The sequence below is a fragment of the Acinetobacter sp. V91_7 genome, from assembly GCF_031799075.1.
GTDB classification, from domain to species: Bacteria; Pseudomonadota; Gammaproteobacteria; order Pseudomonadales; family Moraxellaceae; genus Acinetobacter; species Acinetobacter calcoaceticus.
In genome coordinates this window covers 381387-401629 of sequence record NZ_JAVQNT010000031.1, presented here as the reverse complement: position 1 = coordinate 401629, position 20243 = coordinate 381387, and the positions used below count along the sequence as shown (strand labels likewise).

The 20243-nt window shown below is 37.9% G+C and carries 18 protein-coding genes; 9 read left to right on the top strand and 9 right to left on the bottom strand.

Going from position 1 to position 20243, the window contains the following annotated elements:
- Positions 1–2: 2 nt before the first annotated feature.
- From RMB03_RS08425 to RMB03_RS08410, 4 genes are all read right to left on the bottom strand, one after another.
- On the bottom strand, positions 3–878 hold the full coding sequence (locus RMB03_RS08425) for a class I SAM-dependent methyltransferase (RefSeq protein ID WP_311075309.1): 876 nt from the start codon (positions 876–878) through the stop codon (positions 3–5).
- A gap of 113 nt (positions 879–991) precedes the next feature.
- Positions 992–2515 carry an NAD(P)/FAD-dependent oxidoreductase gene (locus RMB03_RS08420; protein WP_311075307.1) on the bottom strand — a complete coding sequence of 508 codons (1524 nt, stop codon included), beginning with the start codon at positions 2513–2515 and terminating at the stop codon, positions 992–994.
- A gap of 22 nt (positions 2516–2537) precedes the next feature.
- Positions 2538–3371, bottom strand: coding sequence for an SDR family oxidoreductase (locus tag RMB03_RS08415; protein WP_017391595.1), 834 nt, complete (start codon positions 3369–3371; stop codon positions 2538–2540).
- A 65-nt stretch (positions 3372–3436) separates the two neighbouring features.
- Complete coding sequence (locus tag RMB03_RS08410) at positions 3437–4396, bottom strand: metal-dependent hydrolase (RefSeq protein WP_017391594.1); 960 nt, start codon at positions 4394–4396, stop codon at positions 3437–3439.
- A gap of 525 nt (positions 4397–4921) precedes the next feature.
- On the opposite strand from RMB03_RS08410, the gene RMB03_RS08405 reads away from it, so the two are divergent.
- Positions 4922–5542: a TetR/AcrR family transcriptional regulator gene (locus RMB03_RS08405; RefSeq protein WP_004641989.1), complete on the top strand. Its 621-nt coding sequence runs from the start codon at positions 4922–4924 to the stop codon at positions 5540–5542.
- A gap of 77 nt (positions 5543–5619) precedes the next feature.
- On the opposite strand, the gene RMB03_RS08400 is transcribed toward RMB03_RS08405, so the two are convergent.
- Complete coding sequence (locus tag RMB03_RS08400; RefSeq protein WP_311075304.1) at positions 5620–6342, bottom strand: pirin family protein; 723 nt, start codon at positions 6340–6342, stop codon at positions 5620–5622.
- Positions 6343–6912: 570 nt separating this feature from the next.
- Between RMB03_RS08400 and RMB03_RS08395 the strand changes: the two genes are divergently transcribed.
- From RMB03_RS08395 to RMB03_RS08385, 3 genes are all read left to right on the top strand, one after another.
- Positions 6913–7140: a hypothetical protein gene (locus RMB03_RS08395; protein WP_004641992.1), complete on the top strand. Its 228-nt coding sequence runs from the start codon at positions 6913–6915 to the stop codon at positions 7138–7140.
- A gap of 321 nt (positions 7141–7461) precedes the next feature.
- Complete coding sequence (locus RMB03_RS08390; RefSeq protein WP_003652707.1) at positions 7462–8781, top strand: NCS2 family permease; 1320 nt, start codon at positions 7462–7464, stop codon at positions 8779–8781.
- A 116-nt stretch (positions 8782–8897) separates the two neighbouring features.
- Positions 8898–9896, top strand: a complete 999-nt coding sequence (locus tag RMB03_RS08385) for an adenosine deaminase (protein ID WP_005041965.1) — start codon at positions 8898–8900, stop codon at positions 9894–9896.
- Between the two features lie 42 nt (positions 9897–9938).
- Here RMB03_RS08385 and RMB03_RS08380 read toward each other — a convergent pair whose 3' ends face one another.
- Positions 9939–10496 carry a cytochrome b gene (locus tag RMB03_RS08380; protein WP_005041962.1) on the bottom strand — a complete coding sequence of 186 codons (558 nt, stop codon included), beginning with the start codon at positions 10494–10496 and terminating at the stop codon, positions 9939–9941.
- A gap of 238 nt (positions 10497–10734) precedes the next feature.
- Here RMB03_RS08380 and RMB03_RS08375 point away from each other — a divergent pair, with 238 nt between their 5' ends.
- The gene (locus tag RMB03_RS08375; protein WP_005041960.1) at positions 10735–11124 is read left to right on the top strand and encodes a hypothetical protein; all 390 of its coding nucleotides are present in this window, start codon (positions 10735–10737) and stop codon (positions 11122–11124) included.
- A 70-nt stretch (positions 11125–11194) separates the two neighbouring features.
- Positions 11195–11761: a ribonuclease HII gene (gene rnhB, locus RMB03_RS08370; protein WP_005041957.1), complete on the top strand. Its 567-nt coding sequence runs from the start codon at positions 11195–11197 to the stop codon at positions 11759–11761.
- A 67-nt stretch (positions 11762–11828) separates the two neighbouring features.
- Here the strand turns inward: rnhB and csrA are convergent, their stop codons facing one another.
- The 3 genes from csrA to alaS form a co-directional block, all read right to left on the bottom strand.
- Entirely contained in the window at positions 11829–12083 is a 255-nt protein-coding gene (gene csrA / locus RMB03_RS08365) for a carbon storage regulator CsrA (RefSeq protein WP_003652701.1), read from the bottom strand.
- A gap of 245 nt (positions 12084–12328) precedes the next feature.
- On the bottom strand, positions 12329–13609 hold the full coding sequence (locus RMB03_RS08360) for an aspartate kinase (protein WP_003652700.1): 1281 nt from the start codon (positions 13607–13609) through the stop codon (positions 12329–12331).
- Between the two features lie 65 nt (positions 13610–13674).
- On the bottom strand, positions 13675–16311 hold the full coding sequence (alaS, locus tag RMB03_RS08355; RefSeq protein ID WP_311075418.1) for an alanine--tRNA ligase: 2637 nt from the start codon (positions 16309–16311) through the stop codon (positions 13675–13677).
- Between the two features lie 270 nt (positions 16312–16581).
- Here alaS and RMB03_RS08350 point away from each other — a divergent pair, with 270 nt between their 5' ends.
- From RMB03_RS08350 to RMB03_RS08340, 3 genes are all read left to right on the top strand, one after another.
- Complete coding sequence (locus tag RMB03_RS08350) at positions 16582–17601, top strand: type I glyceraldehyde-3-phosphate dehydrogenase (RefSeq protein ID WP_017391588.1); 1020 nt, start codon at positions 16582–16584, stop codon at positions 17599–17601.
- 187 nt (positions 17602–17788) lie between these two features.
- Positions 17789–18871: a hypothetical protein gene (locus RMB03_RS08345; RefSeq protein WP_311075298.1), complete on the top strand. Its 1083-nt coding sequence runs from the start codon at positions 17789–17791 to the stop codon at positions 18869–18871.
- A gap of 189 nt (positions 18872–19060) precedes the next feature.
- Entirely contained in the window at positions 19061–20227 is a 1167-nt protein-coding gene (locus RMB03_RS08340) for an ATP phosphoribosyltransferase regulatory subunit (RefSeq protein ID WP_311075296.1), read from the top strand.
- Positions 20228–20243: the final 16 nt, after the last annotated feature.

Here is a 20243-nt window from a genome sequence, read left to right as displayed (position 1 = left end):
CTTTATTTATTCAAGCGCAAATGCAATAAGCGTGTTGCTGAAGTATGGCGAATCTCATCTACTCGTGCACTAAAATAACGTTCAGTAATGGCTTCACCTGACAAATCTTCAACGACTTCAAACCCCATCTGCTCCACGGCATGATGTAAATCAGTCGGTTTAAATTGACCTAATAATGGTTCTTTCAGCAAATGCGTAAACTGGGCAACACCCATGCTACCAATACGTTCGATACCAGTTAATTCCTGAAAATCGGTCGAATAGTCGAGTACCACCTCACTAGCGTTTGCTGCAAATTCAGCAATACTTTTTAAGGTCTGCAAGGTTGTTTGAGGGTTTAAATAGTGAGTTGTTCCAAGCCATGAGAAAAATGCAGGAGCGGATCGCTCATAGAGACTTCTGGTCAAGGCTTCCGAAATAGACTCTTTTTCAAAATTAATGGCAACAAACTCAACGCTAGCAGGAATATTTCCTAGCTTTTTTAGCTTGGCTTGTTTGGCCGCTTGAGTATCAGGATGGTCCACTTCAAAAATTTTCAAAGTAGGGTAATGGTGAGACTCACGTAGTACAAAAGAGTCTAGGCCGGCACCTACTAAAACATATTGTTGAGTGTTTGATTGGATAGCCTGATCAAGTAAATCTTCGGCATAACGAGAGCGTCCGACCACTTGCCCAGTGAGTAAACCTAAAGTGCGGTTTAAAACCGCAGAATTCATTAATTTAACAAGAAGTGGGCTTGATAGAAGTTTTTTCCAGCTTCTACTGGTCAGTTCAAAAGCATAAGGGTCTGAAAATACAGGGCTGACCGTATTTTTAAAGTGATTTGCACGTAATGCAGCGGCGGCTTCGGCGGTACGACTTGATTGACCTTCTTTCATCTTTATCCTGTTTTTTTATTTCTTGAAGATATTCAACGAAGAAGGCAGTGTATTTCATGAAAACCTAAAATACACCGCCTATTTCTTACAACGGATTTGATCAAAATTACAAATTAATGAGTCTTTGTCGTTTGATATATCACTTCATAATCTTTCAAATCGACGTTTTTCAAACGTTGTTTCAGCTTTTTCAATGACCATGGCCATGCAGCGAAGTTACGGCCATTTGCATCAAGGTAATAACTCTTACAACCACCACTATTAAATACAGTTGTTTTTAAGTGCTTTTGTACCAAATCATTATGCTTTTTAATAACTTCGGGCTTAACGTTGAACTTGCTAATACCCTTGTTCTTAATTTTCAATAAGCCATCTACAATATAGTCTAGCTGAGCCTCAGCTAAGCCAATAAAAGAGTCATAAACCAAGACATTGGGTCCTAAAATTAAAAATGCATTCGGCACATTTTCAATGTTGGTACCTAAATAAGCCTCAGGTGAACTATCTTTCCATAAATCTTGTAAACATTGACCTTTTTCATTATGAACACGTTTACCAATTGGTGGGTGAGATACCTCAAAACCAGTGCCCCAAATAATTACGTCAACTTCATGGCGTTCACCGTTGGCAGCAACAACAGTATTGCCTTCAACTTTAACCAAGCCATGAGGAATAAGGGTCGTATTTGGTGCTTGTAATGCAGGGTAGTAATTGTTAGCAAACAAAATACGTTTACAACCAATATCAAAGTTTGGCGTTACATTTTTACGCAGCACAGGGTCATTAATCTGCAATTTAAGTAATTGCTTACCCAGTACATTGACCGGTTTAAGTGCAAGCGGGTTACGTAAACCAAAGTTAATTGCATTCAGAGTTAACGCTACACTTTTACGCCAGCTTGCTTGAATAGATGGATACTTAGCAATCACTGATTTACTAAATTCGCCCAAGTCTGTGTCTGGTTTTGGTAGTACCCAAGGTGCTGTACGTTGGAACACAAAAAGCTCTTTCGCTTTTGGTTGAATTTGGGGCACAAACTGAATGGCAGATGCACCAGTACCAATCACGGCAATGCGTTTACCTGTCAAATCATAATCATGGTTCCATTTAGCTGAATGGAACATCTCACCTTTAAACGTATCTAAACCTTCAAGACGTGGAATTTGTGCTTCAGTAATTGGACCTGTAGCGAAAATAACAGTTTTAGATAAATACTGACCAGTAGTGGTATCAAGTACCCACACATGGCGTGACTCATCCCATGCGGCGTTCAGCAATTCGTTGTTAAATTCGATTTTAGATGAGACATTAAACTCATTACTCACATCTTCCAGATAACTTAAAATTTCTGGTTGGCGAGCAAATAAATGGCTCCACTTTGCACTTGGTGCAAACGAGTAAGAATAAAGCGCAGATGGCACATCACAGCCACAGCCTGGATAGGTATTTTCACGCCATGTGCCACCCACACGGCCAGCTTTTTCAATAATTTTATAATTGGTATAGCCAACTTGATCTAGGCGAATGGCAGTAGCTATACCTGAAATGCCGGCACCTACAATAAAGGTGTCGAAAATATGGTTGGGTGAATTGACAGCTTTTTTTGCTGATGCATTTGTTTTCATTTGAGCAGTCATATGTGTACTACCTATAAATTTCTTATTTAAATAATTTGTAAGACGTGCCAAGGAACTTGTTATACAAGTTTGGTGATGCACGTTTCATGAGCCAGAATAACTTCGCATCGATTTGAGGAATGGTGTAAAGCTCATTCTGATCAAGGCGGTTCAGTGTTAATTTGGCTACACTATCACTTGTGGTGAGGGCATAATTCATGAGTGCATGGTCTGCAAGCTTTGAATATCGTCCTGGAATCCGACCATTTTTGATGATATTGGTTGGAACCAAAGTGGGGCAGAGTACATTAACTTTAATATTGAACTTATGCAGCTCGGCAGAAAGCGTTTCTGAAAGCGCGCGTACACCTGCTTTAGTCACGTTATAGGCGGTCATTTCTGGTGCAGCTGTATAAGAGGCAGCGGAAGCCACGTTAATAATTGCACCATAACCTAACTTTTTAAATTTTGGGACGAAAGCATGACAACCGTGAATAACACCCCAAAGGTTGATATTCATGACCCAATTCCAGTCTTCGAGCGTCATTTCATCGAATTTTCCGCCTAAACCTACACCTGCATTATTAATGACAAGGGTGACAGGGTGCCCAAGTAAGATCTCAGCAGTTTCTGCTAGATCTGTAACCTGTTCGGAGTTACCGACATCGCAACGTATAGCGAAAGCTTTCGCGCCTTGTTGTTCAAGAATTTTTACGGTTTCTTCAGCAGCTTCGAGATTAATGTCTGCACAAACCACACTGCCACCACGTTTTGCCAGTTCAATTGCAAAACTTCGACCAATCCCACTGCCTGCACCTGTCACCACGGCATAAGCTTTTTGGCTTGGTTTAACTTTCTTTTTGCCAAATAAAATCATGATTCATCCATAAATAACTTGAAGATATACCAGCTATCTGTTTGATAGCTGGAAATGCAGGACGATTAAGACATGCGTACTGGTGGGGTAAATTCTTTAACAAAGTAAGGAGCAATTGCACCACCTTCGTTCAGCAATTTCTTTTTGTAGTACTCAAGATATTCAGTCGTATCATGGTCATTTGGATGAAAGTCTGGACGTAAATAGTCAAGAATTTGACCAATTGTACTTCCGAAAACGCCATCTTTCGGGCCAAAGATTAAACCTACACCACGACGGGCATCTTTCCAGAATTTTAAGGTGAACATCTCTTGCGGTTTTCTTAAAACAGGGACAAATAAGGTCGTCGCAGGAATAAGTCCTAAAATGGTAATTAGAGCAAGGACGAAACCAGACGCTCGTAATGGGTAGCTGCCATTTAAGATTTGGTAGACATCATAGGCAATATCTTTATGTTCAGATTCTTCAAGCATATGCCACATCCACAAAGCACGACTCTTCGCATCATCTGAATAATAAAAGTTTTTTTCATGCTTCATCATGTATTCAGCAAGTACTGCGGTAAAATGCTCAATACCCGCCATCATCGATAATTTGAGTGGCTGCGGAAACTTTAAAAACACATATTTAAAGAAGTTCGAGCCAAGAAAACGGTATAGGGCAACAGGATATTCAGCATCTTGAAGTGCATCGTTATATTCATTGTGCAATTTTGAGTGAATTGCTTCTTGACCAATGAGCGAAGTCACTCGCTGTTTTAAGATAGGGTCTTTAATAAACTCACGGTGATGGCGAGCGGTTTCGATCACCAGATCTTCACCATAAGTTAAAAAAACTGAAAGTGTGGCAAAAAACAAGGTGGCAAATTGATTGTCCATATAGAATCTGACATCAATTTCCTTACCATCAAAACCAATATTTAAATGACGGATTGGAATAGTGCTTTTACTGGCAAAATCCGGCAACTCAATTTCACGTTGAAATTTAAGTTTGTTAAATGATTTTTTTACTGTGGTCGAGATCATAGCGACACCTTGAGACAAATCAGTAGTAGTGCATTTTGATGAAAATCAATAAACTTAATGTTCAACAAGGCACTGTAAATTCCATTTTCAAAGCAGAGTGTTCTCTGGATTGACTACGGTGTTGTTGCTCCGTTATTTGTTTGATTATTTGGCTGAATAACGGAAAGAAGAGTTGAGACACACAGAATTTCTCAGTGACTCTTCTTTAATTTTTTCATATTAATCTGACTTTATGTTCGGATTCAATTCGGGTAAATTTTTTAAATATATAAAAGTAATTTATCAATTTCTTGAATAAGAAAAACTTTCATAAAATTTGTTTATATTTTTGAAAAATAATAAATAATTTATTTATATTAAGGTCGTTAGAGTAAATATAAGAATGTTTAGATATCCTTAATTGCATCTATTTTGAAGGCTTTTTTTGATCAAGTTTGACAACTATTCGGATTTTGTTTTTATATTTCTTCTGAGTCAAATTACATGCTAATCTGACTTTATGTTCGGATTATTGATTAGATCGTTATGACTACGCGTAAACCTCGTCAAACTCGAGCCAAAGTCACTGTCGACACGATTATTGAAGCAGGTTTTATTGCAGTGGCACTTCATGGACCAAGTGGCACCACCACACGTCATATTGCAGAAATTGCAGGGGTGAGTGTCGGATCTTTATATGAATATTTTAAAAATAAAGAAGAAATTTACGATGCGATGAATCACTATTTTGTTCGAGAAATTTTGGACATGATTACGGAACTTACGCCAACTATTTTACAGCTGGAGTTAGAACCTGTTATTGAAATGATTTTTTATACTTTTAGTGATTTATTAAAGAAAAATAACGACCGCTATTTGACTGTTTTACGTTATGCAGGCGAGTTACAGTACGATAAATACATTCCCAAAATTGAGCAGGCTTTAGTGGAAGTCATCATGAAATATATGATGCACAATCCTAAATATTTAAAAATTAATAATTTGGCTGTAATTACCTATATTTGTATTAATAGTGGGATTTTTAATGTGGCGCGGCATCTTATTTTGCCAAACCCTTATATCAGTTTTGATGAAATGGTGCAGGGGTTAACCACTATGATCATGAGTTATATCAATGCAGAGATGTCGCGCTCAGAAGAGCATTGATCACAGTTAGACTTTTTCAATTTGTATAAATGCTAAAAAAGCCCTCACATAAAAATTTATGTGAGGGCTTAGCTTCATTATGGCATGGTTGGAACTTCTTCCGGACGCATATCAAAAATCAGAATTTCAGCATGATCCCCATTGGTAAACGATAAGTTTCCACCATCACGGATACGTGCTGCATCACCTGTGTTAAAGGTTTTACCATTTACATCAACGCGACCTTTGGCAACATGTAGGTACACATATCGACCATCAGGAATCGTAAATTCGGCAGTTTCTTCACCATCAAAAAGACCTGAGTAAATATTAATGTCTTGTTTGATGGATAAAGTTTTTTCACCGCCTTTTGGTGAAATAATCAAATGCAATTTACCGCGTTTGTCTTCTTCATCAATATGAATTTGTTGATAACCTGGATCTGTATTTACTTCATTTGGAACGACCCAAATTTGTAAAAAATGTACGCCTTCTTGCGTAGAATGGTTAAATTCACTATGAGCCACTCCACGACCTGCACTCATTAACTGAATGTCGCCAGGTACAATTACAGAACCTGTACCCATCGAGTCTTTGTGCTCTAATGCACCTTCAAGTACATAGGAAATAATTTCCATATTACGGTGAGGGTGAGTACCAAAGCCTTTAGACGGCGCAACATTATCATCATTAATTACAAGTAGATCTGAAAAACCGACTTGTTTCGGGTCCCAATAGTTAGCAAATGAAAAGCTATGTTTTGATTGTAACCAGCCGTGATGTGCTGCGCCACGTTCATGAGATAAACGCATATCAAACATGATCTACTCTCCTAATTTAATTTTTTCTCTGAGTGCAGTTTATCGTAGCGATTATTGTAATAAATCTCTAAAAATGGAAAGCTTGGTACGATTTATAGAACGATGAAATAGAAAGCTATTTCTCAAATAAGAAAAAGGGTTCTTTTAGTTAAAATTGGAATTTTACTTTTAAAGCTAAAGATGAAAAAGGGAAATGGCTAGCTAAAAACAATTTTAAATATAACAATTGAAAGAAAAATCGATCTTTTTATCTTATTCAGTAGATAGAAAATTTAGAGATCTTTCATGCAATATACACATTTGTCTACACTGCATATTTAAATGAACTTAATAATGGAAATGAATAAAAAGCTAATATTAAAAATAATTAAACATGAACTGTTTTAAAATAAAGTTACTTTTCAATGGAAATGTTTTGTATTTATCAATCATTGTAGTGATAGATTTAAAATCACCTTTATTTTCAAATATTTGAGTAAATGTGTGTTATTGTAAATAAATGTGAAAACATTCACAAAGCTATTTTTTTTTGTTAAGATCATTAACATTAAAAACATAGAGATAATAATAATGATCAATAAAGTATTAATCGTGTTGTGTGTGAGTATCGTCTTTGTATTAGGGTATTGGGCTTATTTAGATACCCAAAATAAAAGACATCAGGAATTGATGCGAATCATTCAAGAAGCAGAACAAAATTTACAAAGTATCGAACGCAATCCTAATCATGCTCATCACAGCAATTTGGCTTCTTATAATTTGCAAGGCTATATAAGCGAGAAAAAAATTATTTTCTAAAAATATCGCGCTTTAAATTTCTGATTTTTTGCATCGTCATTGGTCATATCTTTTCATAAATTTTGATCATGTTTCGGTTGAATCTGTTAAACTTATTGAACGTATAGTAAAAAAGCTGCATAGGGGTTATGCAGCTTTTTTGTGTTTCAAGAGGGGCTGTGGTTATTTCCTATGTATGAACTAGAAACCAAATGAGTGGCATATTTGTTGCTTCTTAAATTTGAGATTCTTGTTGATAGGCCTGAACAGAAAAACAATATTGTTCAGCGACCTACATAGAAGTAAATATTCCACAGTTCAGATTTTGCATAGAGGCTACTTATGGCGGCGCCCAATTCTTCGGCAGGCTGGTTAGAGCGTTTATTTAAGTTAAGCGACAATAAAACCACTTTCCGGACTGAAGTTCTTGCTGGTGTAACTACATTTCTAACGATGTGTTACATCATTATTGTCAATCCACTCATTTTATCTGAAACCGGCATGGATCATGGCGCCGTATTTGTTGCGACCTGTTTGGCAGCAGCAATCGGCTGTTTAGTGATGGGGATCATTGCTAATTATCCAATCGCACTGGCCCCTGGTATGGGTCTAAATGCTTATTTTACCTATTCAGTTTGTATGGGTATGGGCGTGCCATGGCAAACAGCTTTAGCAGCTGTTTTTGTTTCAGGTCTTGTCTTCCTTGCAATTAGCTTCTTTAAAATTCGTGAAGCGATTGTAAATGCCATTCCAATGTCGCTGAAGTTTGCGATTGGTGGTGGTATTGGCTTATTCCTCGCACTTATTGCTTTAAAAAATGCTGGCATCATTGTTGATAATCAAGCGACATTAGTTGGCTTGGGTGATATCAAACAACCTACAGTATTATTAGCGTTATTTGGATTTTTAATGATTGTGGTTTTACACCAATTAAAAATCCGTGGCGCAATCATTATTAGTATTTTGGTTGTTACAGCCATTGCGACTGCCTTAGGTCTAAATGAATTTAAGGGTGTAGTTGGTCAAATTCCTTCAATTGCACCAACCTTTATGCAAATGGACTTTAAAGGTCTATTTACTGCAAGTATGGTTGGCGTAATCTTCGTATTCTTTATTGTCGATTTGTTTGATAGTACGGGTACTTTGGTTGGCGTTTCACACCGTGCTGGTCTTTTGCAAGATGGTAAATTACCTCGTTTGAAAAAAGCATTATTTGCTGACTCTACTGCAATTGTTGCTGGTGCAGCGTTAGGTACATCTTCAACTACGCCATATATTGAGTCAGCTTCAGGTGTGGCAGCAGGTGGACGTACTGGTTTAACTGCTGTTGTGGTTGCGGTCTTATTTATTTGCTGTTTATTTTTAGCGCCTCTTGCTCAATCTGTACCAGGTTTTGCAACAGCACCAGCTTTATTGTTCATTGGTGTGTTGATGATTCAAGGGATCACTCACATTGACTGGGATGATATTACAGAAGCTGTTCCTGCATTTTTGACTATTGTATTTATGCCATTTACCTATTCAATTGCAGATGGTATTGCAATGGGCTTTATCAGCTATGCATTAGTTAAATTATTCACAGGTAAGGCAAAAACTGTACCGTACATGGTGTGGATTATTGCTGCACTTTGGGTATTTAAATTTATCGCGTTTGGCGGTTAATATGATTTTTTATAATTTTCTTCTTGAGCTGTCTTAGTCATAGTTTTTAATAAGAAGAAAATTATAGAAGGGTGTGATTTTTACCACACCCTTTTTTCTTTAGACGTGGAGTTAATATGAATCAAGTCGAGCTGATTCGCGCCTTACCAAAAGCCGAATTGCATGTGCATATTGAAGGGACTTTTGAACCTGAATTAATGTTTGCAATTGCCCAGCGCAATCAGATTCAGATTCCTTACAAATCTGTTGAAGAAGTTAAGCAAGCTTATAACTTCCATAATCTTCAGTCGTTTTTAGATATTTACTATGCTGGTGCAAATGTTCTTGTACATGAACAAGACTTTTATGATTTAGCATGGGCTTATTTTGAGAAATGTGCCGAAGATCGTGTGGTTCATACAGAAATGTTCTTCGACCCGCAAACTCACACTGATCGTGGCGTTGCTTTCTCAACAGTGATTAACGGTTTAAAACGTGCTTGTGCTGATGCCAAAGCTAAGTTTGGTATTAGTTCTCAGCTTATTATGTGTTTCTTACGCCATTTAAGCGAAGAGGCAGCTTTTGAGACCTTGGAGCAGGCTTTACCATTTAAGCAAGACATTATTGCTGTAGGGCTTGATTCAAGTGAAGTGGGGCATCCGCCAGCTAAGTTTGAACGTGTTTTTGCTAAGGCGCGTGAAGAGGGCTTCTTAATCGTTGCTCATGCTGGTGAAGAAGGTCCACCTGAATATGTATGGGAAGCTTTAGACTTGCTCAAAGTGAACCGTATTGACCATGGTGTACGTTCTGAAGAAGATGAACAGTTAATGGCACGTTTAATTAACGAAAAAATGCCTCTAACGGTTTGTCCTTTAAGTAACTTAAAGCTCTGTGTCGTAAAGGATATGAAAGATCATAATATCCGTCGTTTGCTACAAAAAGACGTACACGTGACTGTAAACTCAGATGATCCATCATATTTCGGTGGATATATGAATGATAACTTCTTTGCAATTCAGCAAGCTTTAGACCTAACAAATGATGAGTTGAAAAAACTCGCAATCAACTCTTTTGAAGCCTCTTTCATCTCAGATGAAGAGAAACAAAAGTGGATTGCAGAAATCAAAAAAATCTAAATAAAAAAACCGCCTATCTCAGGCGGTTTTTTATACATACAATTACTTTGGTTGTTTGGTCATACTATTTAAAATATTGTCTTTATCAACAAAGTGATGTTTTAAAGCGGCCAGCACATGCCCAACAATAAGAAAGCCTGCAAACCAAGAAATATAAATATGTAATGGTTTAACGACAGCTAAAAGCTCTGGGTTATCTTGTACTAAACGCGGAATTTCAAATAAATATAAAACAGGGGCAGGGTGACCAGCACTCCAGCTAAATAAACAACCAGTGACAGGTAACGCCACCAAAATCACATAAAGGAATAGATGACCAATATGTGCCAGTGTTTTCATGGTTGGTGACATCGTATCTGGTAATTTTGGCGCTGGATGTGTATAGCGCCATAAAATACGGATAATCACCAAAAAGATAATGGTTGTCGCAATATTCTTGTGCAACGTAATGACATCACCTTTAAAGGGGCCATCAACGTCATAACTTAAAAAATTTCCACTATAGAAGCCAATAGCCCACGCTGCGATGAAAATGATTGCCATCACCCAATGCAGGACTTGTGCGGTACGGGTGTAATACTGAGATGAAACAGCAGGCATAAAAGACCCTATTTTTTTGTCGTTTTGATTTTTAATTTTATGGGAAAGCGCTGATTTTGAGAAATGTTTTAAATGTAACAGAGCGTGCTAAAAACAGAACGTTTAAGAAAAAATACATTTGTTGAGCTGAGTTTTGCAGGGGAAAATAGATTGCATAAATGCATCAAATTATTTGTTTCTTATAAAGTTGAGTTTAGGCACAATACGCGCTGCCAACGTTCAATCAAAGGAAAAAATGATGAAAAAATTGATGCTCGCTCTAGCGCCAGTTGTTTTAGCTTTAACAGCGTGTGCAACGACTACAGGTACGGGTACAGGCGCTACTTCTGCACAAACTACAACTCAACAGTTGGGTGTTGCTGCATTAAAAGTTGCTGTAAATGCAAAATGTATTACAGAGATTAATAATGTTTCAGCTTGGAAAACAGCAACGAAATATATGACTGCTGACCAACGTGACAGCATTCAAACCAATGTTTGTGGTTGTGTGAGTGAAAAAGCACCAAATAGTGTGACAGCAGTAGAATTGGCTGCGGCTGCATTTGATGTAAATGCACGTGCTACAATTGTAAACCAAGTGGTTTCAAAAACTGTAAATGAGTGTGTGGCAGAAGCTTTACAAAAGTAATTAATGATTTTTGTATTAAAGAAGGCTGATTACTATTGATCAGCCTCTTTTGTTTAAAGGTAGAGAGTTGATGTTTATTGCTGGTGTAGATGAGGCGGGACGAGGACCTTTGGTAGGTTCTGTTGTGGCAGCGGCTGTTATTTTAGATCCGAATAATCCAATTGCGGGATTAAATGATTCTAAAAAATTAACTGAAAAGAAACGTGAAAAGTTGTTTATTGAAATACAAGAAAAAGCCTTAGCTTGGTCAATTGCAGAAGCAACGCACAGTGAAATTGATGAATTAAATATTTTACAAGCGACTTTTTTGGCTATGCAACGTGCAGTTGATGGTTTGAAAACTCAACCACAAAAAGTGATTGTAGATGGTAATCAAATTCCAAAAGGAATCATTATTCCTTGTGAAGCGATTGTTGGGGGAGATGCGAGCCATGCTGAGATCAGTGCAGCGAGTATTCTGGCAAAAGTTACGCGTGATCGACAAATGCAAGAATTAGATCAACAATATCCATTATTTGGTTTTGCCAAACATAAAGGATATCCAACTAAAGCGCATTTTGAAGCGATTGCAGCGCATGGTGTAATTGATCAGCACCGCCGTAGTTACGCACCTGTTAAACGTGCTCTAGGCTTATAAATACAACTTCCTAAAAAATTTAAAGCGACTATAAAGTCGCTTTAATTAGGGAGAGAATAACTTCATGTTAACGATTGAAGTTTTTCTGTGCAAAATTATCATCTTCAAAAGAAACTTGATAATCTTGATCAAGATGTTGAAGGTGTTCATGCATTGCACGTTCATGTTGAATACGTTGATAAATTTCTTCGCGATGAACAGAAACCTCTTTTGGTGCATTCACACCAATACGAACCTGATTTCCTTTGACGCCAAGCACAGTAACACTGACTTGATCCCCAATCATTAATGTTTCCCCGACACGGCGGGTCAGAATCAGCATGTTTATCTCCTTGCTAAACGCTTAAAACTGCAATATTGGTACCCAAATAAAAGCTCAACCTCAGTTTTCAGTCAGATTCTAACAGAAATATGAGAACAAAGTCATATTTTGATAATCACTGCCAAAAAACTTTCCGTTTAATATAACAGAGCCGCTATAAAAAAAACTATAGCGGCTCTGTGTTTTCTTTAATTATTGTCGGACAAGTAAACATTTTTTAATGAATAATTGACCGATTGGTAAAATTAAGCGCGGGCGCTGCTTTCACCATGTTCACGATCTAAACCAAAAGCGGTGTGTAGACAACGAACAGCAAGTTCTAAGTATTTCTCATCAATAATGACAGAAACTTTAATTTCAGATGTTGAAATCATAAGGATATTAATGCCTTCATCAGCAAGGGCAGTGAACATCTTGCTCGCTACACCTGCATGTGAACGCATACCTACACCCACGATAGACACTTTAACAATGTCATCACGTGTTGAAACTTCACGTGCACCAATATTTTTGGCAGTTTCGTTTAAGATTTTTTCAGCTTTAGCTAAATCAACACGGTTTACAGTGAAAGTGAAATCTGTTGTGCCATCTTCTTCAACATTTTGCACTATCATATCGACTTCGATATTGGCATCACTTACTGGTGATAAAATTTTAGAAGCAATACCTGGTTCATCAGGTACACCTAAAATCGTTAATTTTGCTTCGTCACGGTTAAAAGCAATACCTGCAATAATTGGCTGTTCCATATTATCTTCCGCCTCAGTAGTAATGAGTGTACCTACATTTTCTTTAAATTCATCGTCAAACACGCCGTCGTTATCATTATCAAAACTTGATAATACACGCAAAGGAACTTGATATTTTCCGGCAAATTCTACTGAGCGAATTTGTAAAACTTTTGAACCTAATGAAGCCATTTCTAGCATTTCTTCAAAAGAAATACGGTCGATTTTTTTGGCTTTAGGAGCAACACGAGGGTCAGTGGTGTAAACGCCATCTACATCAGTGTAAATTTGGCATTCATCTGCTTTTAGAGCAGCAGCAAGCGCAACACCTGAAGTATCTGAACCACCACGGCCTAGAGTTGTGATATTTCCATTAGCATCAAAGCCTTGGAAACCAGCAACAACAATAACACGCCCTGCATCAAGGTCATTGGTCATGACATCTGTATCAATAGACTCAATACGCGCCTTGGTAAATGCACTGTCAGTTTTAATACCGACTTGACGTCCGGTATAGGATTTAGCTTCCACACCAATCGAATTAAGTGCCATAGCTAACATGGAAATCGTCACCTGTTCACCGGTTGAAACCATTTGGTCTAACTCGCGTGGGTCAGGTGTTTCGGTAATGGCTTTAGCGAGAGCAAGTAAGCGGTTTGTTTCACCACTCATTGCAGATACGACCACAACAACTTTGTGACCGTGATCATGCCAACGCTTAACACGACGAGCAACATTTAAAATGCGCTCGGGGGTACCCATAGAAGTACCGCCATATTTTTGAACGATTAATGCCATAGTTTTTCCATATAAGCCATGACCCTGAGAGGCTTTTCAGGGTCAGTTACACAAAAAGTGAAGTCTTATTTTTGTTCAAGCCATGCAGGTAATGCAGCAATAACTTGTCCAAACTTCTCGTTAAGTGGCGCGCCACCTTGTGCTAAGTCAGGTTTACCACCACCTTTACCACCTAACTCGGTTGCTAGATGCTTGATGATGTCACCTGCTTTTAGATTTGCAGTGTATTGTGATGCAACTGAAGCAAGCAGGCTAACTTTGTCACCCTCTACGCCAGCTAACACAATGACTGCGTTCTCTAATTTTGATTTAACACTGTCGTGCAAGTTGCGAAGTGATTTCGCATCTACACCCTGAACAGTGGTAATAAGCGTTTGACGACCAGCAATCGTTTGTACCTGATCAATCAATTCTGACGCTTGGAAGTTTGCCAATTTCTGATTGAGCTGTTCAATCTGCTTTTGTAATGTAGAAACAAGTTCTACATTGGCTTGTACACGCTCAACAGTTTGGTCTTTCTGTGCTTTTAATAAACTATTAATGTGCTGGATATCTGAATCGGTTTTTTGTACTACATCTAAAGCTTTAGTACCTGTAACTGCTTCAATACGGCGTACACCGGCAGCCACACCACCTTCTGAAGTGATTTTAAATAAACCGATATCGCCTGTACGCTTAACGTGAATACCACCACAAAGTTCGATTGAGAAGTTTTTCTCATCAATCACTGAACCCATAGCGAGAACACGAACTTCGCTACCATATTTTTCACCGAACAACATCATTGCGCCTTTGGCTTTTGCCGCTTCGATGTCAAGGAGTTCAGTGGTTACTGCGGTATTTGCAATAATTTCTGCATTTACCAAACGCTCAACCTGTTGTAACTGTTCAAACGTTACTGGTTGGTCGTTAGCAAAGTCAAAACGTAAGATATCGCTTGCAACTAACGAACCTTTTTGTTGTACGTGTGAACCTAAGATTTGACGAAGGGCAGCATGTAATAGGTGAGTTGCCGAGTGGTTACGAGCTGTTGCCTCACGAATGTCTGCTTTAACAATCGCTTCAACGTTTTGATCGGCTTTAAGATTACCAACAGTCACAATACCTTGATGAACAAAGGCACCGCCTGATTTTTTCGTATCTTGAACTTCAAAAATACCAGTTTCGTTTTTGAAGATACCTGTATCACCAATCTGACCACCACTTTCTGCATAGAAAGGAGTTTGGTTTAAAACGATAAGTGCTTCGTCGCCTTCAGAAACTTCATCAACTTGTACGCCATCTTTGTAGATCGCTACAATTTGGCCTTGACCAGTTGTGTTGATGTAACCGTCAAATTGGGTTTCGCCTTCAACTTGTACAATGCTGTTGTAATCAACTGCGAATTTACCAGCATCACGAGCACGTTGACGCTGTGCAGCCATTTCTACTTCAAAGCCAGCTTCGTCAATAATAAAGTCACGTTCACGTGCAATATCAGCTGTTAAGTCTGTTGGGAAGCCGTAAGTGTCGTAAAGTTTAAATACAGTCGCACCAGGAATAGTCTTATCTTTTAATTGAGCAAGCTCGCCTTCAAGTAGTTTTAAGCCTTGCTCGAGTGTTTTAGCAAACTGTTCTTCTTCACGAATTAAAGTTGCTTCAATCACATCTTTACGCGCTACAAGTTCTGGATATGCATCACCCATAACTTCGATTAAAGGTTGCAACATTTTGTAGAAGAACGTACCAGTTGCACCAAGTTTATTACCGTGACGCACAGCGCGGCGGATAATACGACGTAATACATAACCGCGGCCCTCGTTGCTTGGGTTTACACCATCAGCAATTAAGAAACAGCATGAACGCGCATGGTCTGCAACTACACGTAAAGAAGGCTGACCTTCGTCTTCGATACCAATAATGTTTGCAGCAGCTTTTAATAAGTGTTGGAACAAGTCAATGTCGTAGTTTGAATTAACATGTTGCAATACAGCTGAGATACGCTCCAAGCCCATACCTGTATCAACAGATGGAGCAGGGAGAGGGTGAAGTACGCCATCAGCAGTTCGGTTAAACTGCATGAAAACGTTATTCCAGATTTCAATGAAACGGTCACCGTCTTCTTCAGGTGTGCCTGGTAAGCCACCCCAAATATGATCGCCATGGTCAAAGAAAATTTCAGAACATGGACCACATGGACCTGTGTCACCCATTGCCCAGAAGTTATCAGATGCGTATTTTTCGCCTTTATTATCACCAATACGGATAATACGTTCAGGTGCTAAACCAATTTCTTTATTCCAGATGTCATAAGCTTCATCATCGGTGTGATAAACGGTTGCATATAAACGATCTTTAGGAAGTGCTAGCCACTCATCGCTAGTCAAAAATTCCCAAGCAAATTTAAGAGCATCACGTTTGAAATAATCACCAAATGAGAAATTTCCTAACATTTCAAAGAATGTATGGTGACGTGCAGTGTAACCAACGTTGTCTAAATCATTATGTTTACCGCCAGCACGTACACATTTTTGTGATGTAGTTGCACGTACATAGTCACGTTTTTCAAGACCTAAGAAGCAGTCTTTAAACTGGTTCATCCCAGCATTTGTAAATAATAAAGTTGGGTCGTTGGCAGGAACAAGAGAACTCGACGCGACACGTGTATGCCCTTGCGTCTCAAAGTAGCGCAAAAATGCTTCACGAATTTCAGCAGATGTCATTAAACGAGTACTCACAACCAAGTCACTCCATATTTTCGAATTTGGCTAAATGTATCAATGCCTGTTTGTTTTATGTCAAACCTGAGCATTTGATACGGGGCTTATTTTTTAAAAACGCTAAATTGTAGCGGAAAAACCCCACCGAACCAACGATTTTAAAAGGAATATCTTACAAAACTGTGATTTGGCTAAAAATCTATATTCAATTGGGCGTGACGTGCTTTACTATATGCCTTCTTTAGTCTTTAGTTTTGTAGATAAGGATAGGTCATGCAACGTATCGCCATTAATGGGTTTGGGCGGATTGGACGTAATGTTTTACGTGCTTGGTTCGAGAGCTCAAAACAATTTCAATTTGAAATCGTGGCGATTAACGATATAGCAGATGTACAAACATTAGTGCACTTATTTAAATATGATTCCACACATGGCCGTTTTAATGGAAATGTAGAAATATTTATTGAAAATGAAAAAGTTTTTTTGAACATTCAATCAAATCAAAGAACACTAAAAGTTGAAGTTTTAAAACAGGAAAAACCTGAGCTTTTGCCATGGTCTAGTTTGGATGTTGATGTCGTACTTGAGTGTACCGGACTGTTCCGTTCCCACGCTGATGCAACCCGCCACCTACAAGCTGGAGCAAAAAGGGTAATTATTGGTGCAGCACCTTTTGATCATGTAGATGCAGCAATTGTCTATGGTGTTAACCATGCAGATGTGAAAGCGACTGATCAGATCATATCAAGTGTGTCATGTACTACGCAGGCATTAGTACCCTTAGTTAAAATCATTGATGATGCGTTTGGAATTGAAACAGCGCTCATGACAGAAATTCATGCTGTTACAGCAGACCAGTCTGTACTTGATCACGCGCATCGTGATTTGCGTCGTGCCAGAGCTTCTGGACAAAATATTATACCAACTACGTCTAGTGCATTAGGTGCATTAAAGCGCGTTATGCCAAAAATGGAAGACCGTATAGACGGTTATTCAATTCGGGTACCTACTATTAATGTAGCTGCAATTGACTTAACTTTTATCGCTCAATCGCCAATTACTGTGCATCATATTAATGAAGTATTGATTAAAGCTTCTCAAACAGATTATGCAGAAATTATGGCTGTTACTGATGAACCATTAGTTTCAAGTGATTTCAACCATTCTCCTTATTCTCTTATTGTTGATTTAACCCAGACAATGGTGGTGGGGCATCAAGCTAAAGTATTTGCTTGGTACGATAATGAATGGGGCTATGCAAATCGATTATTAGATTTGTGTGATTCTTTCTAAACGTCAATTGAAATAATTTAAGGATGTTAAATTGACATCCTTTTTTATAATTACTAATTTATGATCTGAATAGTTATAGAAATAACTTAAAAGAAAATTTATTTTAAAATTTTAAATATTTATATTGTGAAAAACTATCTCTATTTGTATGATTCGCAAACATTAAAATTTTAATTATAGAGTTCATATGAAATTTAAATCAAAAAAAATAAGTGGTTTTTTAATTATTACATCTACTATTATTTTAACCGCTTGTGGTGGTGGTGGCTCAGATCAAAATACTAATGATCAAGCTGAAAGTAATTTAGAAAAAGACGATGCAATTTACCAAGTTTATTACCAACCTTCTAATTTTTCTTCAGAGGTTTATAGTGATTTTTTTGAAATCACTCAATATCCAATTAAAAATAATGAAATATTTTTTTCAAAGTCACATAACCTACCGCTAGAAACTGAACTTTTAACTGAAAAGAAAATTTTAAATAAAGGGACGTTACAAACCAATATTGTGAAAAGGTTAACATCTAGCAGTTGGGCTTATGAATTAACGCCTGATTTGAAAAAGAATTTAAAGTTTGAAATTGTGAAGTTGGATGGTGAAAATATCTTTGACCGTGTATTACCGGGCTATAAAGAAAATAAAAATCTAGAAACGGGCCTTCATAGTCAACTTGATAAAAATTTAATTGAATTTTATCAAAACTATAAGAATGTTACGTTTCCAAAAAATAGTTATTGTTATCGTTTAAAAGAGACTCAATGGAATCAATCTTATATTTCAGATATATCTAGTTTTAATGCAAATCCCTCGTTTAGTGAGAAAAAGCAGTCAATCATCGAAAGGTATAATAACTTAGGTCAAGATAAAAAGTATTTTAGGCTTCTAAATTCGCAGTGGTACGGCTATAACTTAACTGTTTTAGAAAACTTAGAAACTGGTGATACTCAAAGTGTACTAGGTAATAATAATGATCAATCTGCTTTTATAGAGTTTAAGTCAAGCAACTTATGGGATGCTGACAAAAGTTTGGCTTATGAAAAGTCTCATCCTTATTCTATAGAAGATAACCCGCTTAATAATGTGCACTCCTCAAATGCTTTGAAGCAGAAATTAAAAATTGCAAATCTTGAAAAAGGTTGCTTTGCTTTTAATACTCAAGCAGCTCAAGCTATTCAAAAGTTAAATTTGGTGAATTGGAAACAAGGTGATAGTTCAGTTATTGGCCCTTTCTTTGGTCGAAGAACTTTTGATTATAATTTAAGTGAGTGATAGTAAGATATTGAATCCACTTGCTAATTCATAAAAACTTCTTTTTGACTTCATAGTTTATTAAGAAACATTTATGCAAATTGTCAGGTGCATGGCAGAAAGTATCATGCTACACTAAGAGAAATCGGGTGTGTTCCCGATTTTTTTATGTGGGGTCGTTCCACGTTGATCAGATTTTAGGCTTGAAATATGACCATTTCAGAGACATGGTTGCTGCCTGACGGGGTAGCCGATGTATTGCCGGAACAGGCACAAGTCATTGAAAAACTTCGCCGTGAAGCTTTAGATTTCCTCGCGGTACGAGGTTATCAATTGGTATATACACCATTTATCGAATACATCGAATCGTTGTCTTCATTATCAGAATCAAATCAAGACTTAGATTTAGTAACTTTTAAGGTTATTGATCAGCTCTCAGGCCGTTTACTCGGTGTTCGTGCTGATATGACGCCACAAGTTGCACGTATTGATGCACATGTAAGACCAGTTGAAGGCGTTGCACGTTACTGTTATTCAGGGACTGTATTACATACTAAACCACAAAATTTCAATGCCACTCGTGCGCCTTTACAATTAGGTGCCGAATTATATGGCCACGATAGTATCGAAGCTGATGTCGAAATGGTCGGTGTTATGCTGGGGTTGATTGAGAACATCTATACTTTGCAAGGCGCGCATTTAGATTTGGGCCATGTAGGGTTGTTCCGTAGTCTAGTCAAGTATGCTGGACTGTCAAAAAATGAAGAGCATGAACTGTCTGATCTTTATCAAAGAAAAGCATTGCCAGAGTTAGCAGAATTTACTCAAAGCCTAAATATGGGTTCTGATTTCTATGCGCTTGGTCGTTATTCTAGTGATCTAGAAGCATTGCAGTCGAATTTAAGTGCCAATATCTTGCAAGATGCAGAGTTTAAGTCAGCATTAGATGCGCTTAAGACGACGCTTGAGCAAATTAAAGGGCGCTGGCCAAATCTCAATATCGGTATCGATGTCGTAGAGCTACGTAGTTATCACTATCACACTGGTTTAATGTACGCAGTATATGCGCCGAACCGTGCTGCGCCGTTAGCGCAGGGTGGCCGTTACGATGGTATTGGTGAGCATTTTGGTCGCGCACGTCCTGCTACTGGCTTTAGTTGTGATTTATATGCCTTAGGCGCAAATCAGTTCGCAGAGATCGAAACTGTTGTTGCTCCAAAAGGTACAGAACAGGATTTACTCAAAGCAATTTCTAATGCACGTGCTCAAGGTTTACGTGTCGTTCAATTGTTAGGTAATGATGATTTAAGTTCTATTCCATACGCGACCCATCAACTCGTGTCGCAAAATGGTCAATGGAATATTGAAAAGATTTAATCGCCAACGGTAAGTT